Source organism: Bacillus sp. GMa5/1 (assembly GCF_050172015.1).
GTDB classification, from domain to species: Bacteria; Bacillota; Bacilli; order Bacillales; family Bacillaceae_G; genus Bacillus_A; species Bacillus_A cereus.
Map to the genome: position 1 here is coordinate 1 of NZ_JBNLYC010000211.1, position 6,193 is coordinate 6,193.

The following is a 6,193-nucleotide window of genomic DNA, read 5'->3' on the forward strand; positions in this document are numbered from 1 at the left end:
AATTAATTAATATAATTAATTGTTAATTTTATTATATTAATTGGATAGGAGAGAATGTTATGGCAAATGTACTCGTAATAAATTTTCCTGGGGAAGGTCATATTAATCCGACTTTAGCTATTGTAAGTGAGTTAATTCAGCGAGGGGAAACAGTTGTTTCTTATTGTATTGAAGATTATAGAAAGAAGGTTGAAGCAACAGGTGCGGAATTCCGAGTGTTTGAGAATTTTCTCTCTCAAATTAATATTATGGAACGAGTAAATGAAGGTGGGAGCCCTTTGACGATGCTATCTCATATGATTGAAGCATCAGAGCGTATTGTTACTCAAATTGTAGAAGAAACAAAAGAGGAAAAATATGATTATTTAATATATGATAATCATTTTCCAGTAGGACGTATTATAGCGAATATTTTACAATTACCAAGCGTTTCATCCTGTACAACGTTTGCTGTTAATCAGTACATTAATTTTCATGATGGGCAAGAATCGAGACAAGTAGATGAAATGGATCCATTATATCAATCTTGTTTAGCGGGAATGGAAAGATGGAATAAGCAGTATGGAATGAAATGTAATAGTATGTATGATATTATGAACCATCCTGGTGATATTACGATTGTATATACTTCAAAAGAATATCAGCCACGTTCAGAGGTATTTGATGAATCGTATAAATTTGTAGGTCCATCAATTGCTACTCGAAAAGAAGTGGGGAGTTTTCCTACCGAAGATTTAAAAAATGAAAAAGTGATTTTCATTTCTATGGGAACAGTTTTTAATGAACAACCTGCTTTGTATGAAAAATGTTTTGAAGCGTTTAAAGATGTTGATGCGACAGTCGTATTAGTCGTTGGTAAGAAGATAAATATAAGTCAATTTGAAAATATCCCGAAAAACTTTAAGTTGTATAATTATGTCCCGCAATTAGAAGTTTTACAGCATGCTGATGTATTCGTGACACATGGTGGTATGAATAGTTCGAGTGAAGCGTTATATTACGGTGTTCCATTAGTTGTAATTCCGGTAACAGGAGATCAGCCATTCGTTGCAAAACGATTGACTGAAGTAGGGGCAGGAATAAGACTTAATCGCAACGAGTTAACTTCTGAATTGTTACGTGAGACTGTAAAGAAAGTAATGGATGATGTGACGTTTAAGGAGAATAGTCGTAAAGTGGGAGAGTCGCTTAGAAATGCCGGTGGATATCAAAGGGCAGTTGAGGAAATATTCAAATTAAAAATGAAGCCGTACGTAAAGATTAAATAGATGTTAAAAACACACTTACTTTTAATTTGTAAGTGTGTTTTTAGTATTACGCGTTACATGTGTTACATAAAAATAGCGATAAAGGAGAAACTTTTGTGTATATAAATCGATACCTTTGAATTAGTAGTAAAATTACGTTAAAATAATACTAAGAAAATATATAAGTTTTGGGGGTAATGAATGAAGAAAGTATTTGAATACGTATTATTAACAATTGGCTCAATTATAGTAGCAGGTTCATTAGAGCTTATTTTAGCACCTAATGGATTAGTAGATGGCGGGGTAACGGCTATTGCTATTATGGCAAATAAAGTCGCAGGATTGCCGCTTTATGGTGTGTTCTTAGGAATTAATATCCCAATTTTATTATTTACTGCAAAAGTAATGGGAAAGAAATTTTTTATCCGTACATCTTATGCGAATGTAGTTACAACACTCGGATTAATTTATTTAAAACCATTTCCAGCAATTACGACTTCTGAGTTATTAATTGTACTTTATGGTGGAGTACTGTTTGGAATTGGTGTTGGGATTGTTGTTAAAATGGGTGGAGCAATTGACGGTTCGGAAATGTTAGCAGTTTGGATGAATAAACACTTTAATGTACCGATTAGTACATTTTTACTTGCAGTAAATGCAGTTATTTTCATCTTTGTTGCCATTTTATTTTCAATCGAACAAGCGATGTTCTCATTAGCAATTTTCTATATTGTTACGAAGATGATTGATTTTATATTAGATGGTATTAATCAAGGTAAGAGCGTTATGATTATTTCTGGTAAGAATAAAGAAATAGGCGATTTACTTATGAAAGAATTGCAACTATCTGTTACGTATCTACATGGAGAAGGTGGTTTTTTAGGGGAGCATAAGAGAATCATTTATTGCATTACAAACCGATTCATTTATCCGAAAATGAAAGATCTCGTTCTCTCTGTAGATCCAGCCGCTATAATCGAAGCTTCCTATTCAACAGAAACGACTGGTGTGAAACGTCCGGGAAGGAAAGCTAGGTCAGGTGAATAACTAGAAGAAGGCTGTCCAAAAAGTTATTTTGGAACAGCCTTCTTTTTTATTTTGTTGAATTGTTAACATGTTACAAGTTAAATCCACTGTTAAAAAGTTTCCTTGCAACTAGGAAACCAAGCGTCTTTTAATAATCTAGCCAACGTTTCAATTTTATTTTCTGGAATACTACCAAAGCCGAGTAATACGTATGATTCCTTACGTAAATCATTCACGAAATCATATGGAGAAAGTGGGTATAATTTAACGCTTTGTTTTTTAGCGGATTCAATCAGTTCATTTTCATTCATACTGTTATGGACACATAAAACAATATGAAGTCCGGACTGTTCGCCAAGAATTTGAACATTAGCCCCCATTTCTTTCATAATGGATTTTACTAACGCATGATGTTTTCTTTTATATAGTGTACGACTCCGATTAAGGTGACGTTCCCAATTCCCGCTTTGTATAAAGTTAGCAAAAGCAAGTTGTTGTATTGTAGCGACTGTTTGTTTGAAAATTCCATGCAGTTCTTGATATGTTTTTAAAAGGTGTGGTGGTAAAACAACATATCCCATTCGTAAAGAAGGTAAAAAAGATTTTGAGAAAGTCCCCATATAAATAACGCGTTCATTTGAATCAAGACTTTGTAAAGAAGGAATCGGCTTACCAGCGTAGCGAAACTCTCCATCATAGTCATCTTCAATAATGTATCCGCTGCAATCATTAGCCCACTTTAACAATTCTAATCTTCTAGATAAAGGCATAATAATCCCGAGTGGAAATTGGTGTGATGGTGTAACGTATGCGACATTGGAATTTGTATTGTATAAACTAGAAATATCAATACCTTTTTCATCCAATGGTATGGGATGAATTTGTCTATCACAGCTTTTAATGATTGCGTGTATACGGTGAAATCCAGGGTTTTCAATGCCGTATTCTTTTGTAGGGCCAAGCAGTTGAAGTAGTAGCCAGAGAAGTGGCTGCGTTCCGGCGCCAATCACAATTTGATCAGGTGAAGAATGGACACCGCGAGAATGATATAAATATGTTGATATATGCTCTCGAAGAGCGAATTCACCTTGAGGGTCTTCTTTGGCAAATAGTGCATTTTCGTATGTAAGTATGGATTCTTGTAATGCTCGTTTCCAATTTGTAATCGGAAATGCATTTTGATCAATAAGTCCTTGGCTACAATCATATTCAAATTTTTCGTCTATCAAATTGCTCGTCTTCTTTGCTGCATTTCGCTTTTTATTTGGGATAACGTCAATATCGAAATTTGCTACAAAAATACCACGTTTCGGTTTACTTTCTACATAACCTTCAGCTAATAATTGTTGATAAGCTGATTCAACAGTAATGCGGCTAATATTAAGTTGTGATGCTAAATTTCTGTGTGAGGGTAGACGTGTGCCGACAGAAATAGTCCCTTGTATAATTTCAGCTTTTATATATTCGTAAATTTGCAAGTAAATAGGTGTGTTACTTTGTAATTGCAATGGGATAGTAAAATCCATATAAAACTCTCCTTTAAAACTGGCCTTATAAAAAACACTTAAACTGTCACTTAAGTGAAGGGCAGTTACTTTCTATAATAATGATATAACATTTAGAAAATTAAATAAATAGTTAGAGGAGAGTTAAAAATGAATGTTAAAGAAGTAGTAACAGAAGAGCAATTACATGAAGTATTACCTGTTTTACAGCAATTACGAATGAAACTTTCAAAAGAGGAAACAAGCTCTTTATTTCGAAATATGAAAGAAGAAAATTATAAACTATTTTCGCTGCGTAATGAGAATGATGAAGTTGTTAGCCTTGCAGGTGTAGCGATTTGTACGAACTTTTATAATAAGAAACACGTTTTCGTATATGACCTTGTAACAGCAGAAGCACATCGTTCAAAAGGACATGGGAAAGTATTACTCTCGTATATAGAGAACTGGGGAAAGGAAAACGGATGTGAGTCTATCGTCCTCACGTCAGCATTTTCAAGAATTGATGCTCATCGTTTTTATGAAAGAGAAGGGTATGATAAGGTGAGTTATTCTTTTTATAAAGAATTATAAAAAATAAGAAGAAGCTGTCCTGCAAAAGTTGGGAACAGCTTCTTCTTATTTTTTAAGTTATTATTGAACCGTAAATAGGTTGTAAGTTATGGTATATGTATTTGAAAAGGTTATATAGTGTATTTTGTCGAATTGTTTTAATTTAATAAAGAGGATGATTGGAGCGCTTATACTTGAAAAAAATAAAGAAACTATCAATCCCTAATGATGCTAGAGTTATTGTCATATCTGATATTCATGGAGAATTAAATCTTTTAAAAGAAGCACTACATAAAGTTAACTTTAAAGATGAAGATTATTTAATTATTAATGGAGATCTTTGCGAGAAAGGACGAGATAGCGTAGGCGTAGTAAACTACGTTATGAATCTTGTAAAGAACAATTCAAAGGTTCACGTTGTTGAAGGGAATTGTGAAGTTTTAGTTGATGCTCTTCTAAATGAAAATCCTGGTCTTATTAATTATTTATGTACGAGGAAGCATTCAATTTTTAATGAATGGCTAGAGCAATTGGGTTTTTCAGTTCATGAGGGCACTTCAATTCGTGAAGTGAAAGAAGCATTGTTAAGTGAATTTTCACAAGAACTATATTGGCTAACAGAGTTGCCAACAGCGATTGAAACAGAAGATTATATTTTTGTGCATGCCGGTCTAGAAGATAGAGTAGATTGGAAAGAAACTGAGCGCAAAAATGCGATAGCAATGCCGGAGTTTTTCAATCAATCACATAAAGCAAATAAGTATGTAATAGTCGGTCATTGGCCTGTCGTGAACTATTCTGAAGAAGCACCGTCTAATAATCCAGTTATTGATAAGGAGAAAAAAATTATTGCAATTGATGGAGGAAATGCAATTAAAGAAGCAGGGCAATTAAACGTATTTATTATTCAGAGGAAACAAACGGGCGATACGTTTTCTTATACATATGTAGACTATTTTCCAGAGTACGAAGTAATAGCGGATTTTAATGCGAATTCAGAAATGCAGGGCGGAGTGACATATCCGTATTATTACATAGAGCCTATCGAGAAGATGCAAGATTACACCGTATGTAAACAAAAGGAAACGAATAATGTGCTCACTGTAAAAAATGAATATATGAAACAACTTAAGTCAGGTGAATATACAGTGAAAACCGATATTTCTTGTGCGCAAATAAGCGTTAGGAAGGGAGATATCGTTTCTCTCATTGATGATAGCTGTTCAGGATATGATTTAATTAAAAAAGATGGCGTAGAGGGTTGGATAGAGAAAGGGATTTTAGTTGAGATAGAAAAAGTGAAAAATAAAACATTAAGCTGAAATAGGAGGGATATAACCTCCTATTTTTTTAAAGGAGTAGATTGCTTGCTGTCTTTAATAAGTAAATAAATCGTACTCGGCAGAATGATAAGCGTCATTCCTAAAAGAATTGCTAGTATGCCATAACCTCTATAGGGAGCAGAAACGATAAAAGGAAGTATCGCTAAAAAAATACCTGCTATCATCATTGAAATACTACTAATATTTGAAGCTCTTTTTTCAAGGTGCTTATCATTCCATTCTAATGAAACGGTTGATTTAGTCGTATCAATTTTGGAACTGAAATAACCTATTAATATAAATAAAAGCCCTAATGCTAAAAATATGAAATGATCAAGAGGAAGTGAAAAGCCAAGAGCGATGAGGCCGATGACAATATCGACAAAAAATAAGAATAGTAACATTGTGTTGCCGATCCAATGGAGAAATTTCTGGTTACTCGCTGCTTTAGATAAAGCTAAAAATACAAAGAATAAGAAGAAACATATAATTATATTTACGATTACAAAAGTGCTTTTATCCATTGTTGATGTAGGCGTTC

6 protein-coding genes are annotated in these 6,193 nt (G+C 33.6%); 4 read left to right on the forward strand and 2 right to left on the reverse strand.

What is annotated here, in order from left to right; translation table 11 throughout:
• The first annotated feature begins 59 nt into the window (after window positions 1–59).
• Together ACQGSG_RS25535 and ACQGSG_RS25540 are read left to right on the forward strand one after the other, a co-directional pair.
• Window positions 60–1,268, forward strand: a complete 1,209-nt coding sequence (locus ACQGSG_RS25535) for a macrolide family glycosyltransferase (protein ID WP_000024467.1) — start codon at window positions 60–62, stop codon at window positions 1,266–1,268.
• A 180-nt stretch (window positions 1,269–1,448) separates the two neighbouring features.
• The gene (locus ACQGSG_RS25540) at window positions 1,449–2,294 is read left to right on the forward strand and encodes a YitT family protein (protein WP_000755125.1); all 846 of its coding nucleotides are present in this window, start codon (window positions 1,449–1,451) and stop codon (window positions 2,292–2,294) included.
• 89 nt (window positions 2,295–2,383) lie between these two features.
• Here ACQGSG_RS25540 and ACQGSG_RS25545 read toward each other — a convergent pair whose 3' ends face one another.
• Entirely contained in the window at window positions 2,384–3,799 is a 1,416-nt protein-coding gene (locus tag ACQGSG_RS25545) for a PLP-dependent aminotransferase family protein (protein WP_000348036.1), read from the reverse strand.
• A 129-nt stretch (window positions 3,800–3,928) separates the two neighbouring features.
• On the opposite strand from ACQGSG_RS25545, the gene ACQGSG_RS25550 reads away from it, so the two are divergent.
• Together ACQGSG_RS25550 and ACQGSG_RS25555 are read left to right on the forward strand one after the other, a co-directional pair.
• Window positions 3,929–4,351 carry a GNAT family N-acetyltransferase gene (locus ACQGSG_RS25550; RefSeq protein ID WP_001101112.1) on the forward strand — a complete coding sequence of 141 codons (423 nt, stop codon included), beginning with the start codon at window positions 3,929–3,931 and terminating at the stop codon, window positions 4,349–4,351.
• Between the two features lie 173 nt (window positions 4,352–4,524).
• Complete coding sequence (locus ACQGSG_RS25555; RefSeq protein WP_000721385.1) at window positions 4,525–5,652, forward strand: metallophosphoesterase; 1,128 nt, start codon at window positions 4,525–4,527, stop codon at window positions 5,650–5,652.
• Window positions 5,653–5,672: 20 nt separating this feature from the next.
• Here ACQGSG_RS25555 and ACQGSG_RS25560 read toward each other — a convergent pair.
• Window positions 5,673–6,193: DUF1648 domain-containing protein (locus ACQGSG_RS25560; RefSeq protein ID WP_426948305.1), on the reverse strand; the 521-nt coding region annotated here is incomplete at its 5' end.

Bases quoted from the DNA above. Each gene is read 5' to 3' on its own strand.
- ACQGSG_RS25535 (WP_000024467.1), top strand. From the start codon at position 60: ATGGCAAATGTACTCGTAATAAATTTTCCTGGGGAAGGTCATATTAAT.
- ACQGSG_RS25540 (WP_000755125.1), top strand. From the start codon at position 1,449: ATGAAGAAAGTATTTGAATACGTATTATTAACAATTGGCTCAATTATA.
- ACQGSG_RS25545 (WP_000348036.1), bottom strand. From the start codon at position 3,799: ATGGATTTTACTATCCCATTGCAATTACAAAGTAACACACCTATTTAC.
- ACQGSG_RS25550 (WP_001101112.1), top strand. From the start codon at position 3,929: ATGAATGTTAAAGAAGTAGTAACAGAAGAGCAATTACATGAAGTATTA.